Annotated in this window: 1 rRNA gene; it reads left to right on the forward strand. The window is 58.4% G+C overall.

The features are described from left to right. A 16S ribosomal RNA gene (locus BTW08_RS18535) occupies positions 1-214 on the forward strand; the annotation flags it as partial.

The raw sequence follows: 214 nt of genomic DNA on the forward strand, positions 1-214 counted from the left end.
TAAGTTCGTCGGGAAATCTACTGGCTTAACCAGTAGGCGTCCGGCGAAAACTGCTCGGCTTGGGACCGGGAGACCAGAGGGGTACGTCCGGGGTAGGAGTGAAATCCTGTAATCCTGGACGGACCACCGGTGGCGAAAGCGCCTCTGGAGAACGGATCCGACGGTGAGGGACGAAAGCTAGGGTCTCGAACCGGATTAGAAACCCCAGTAGTCC

Source organism: Salinicola sp. MH3R3-1, from assembly GCF_001937155.1.
Lineage (GTDB): Bacteria > Pseudomonadota > Gammaproteobacteria > Pseudomonadales > Halomonadaceae > Salinicola > Salinicola halophyticus.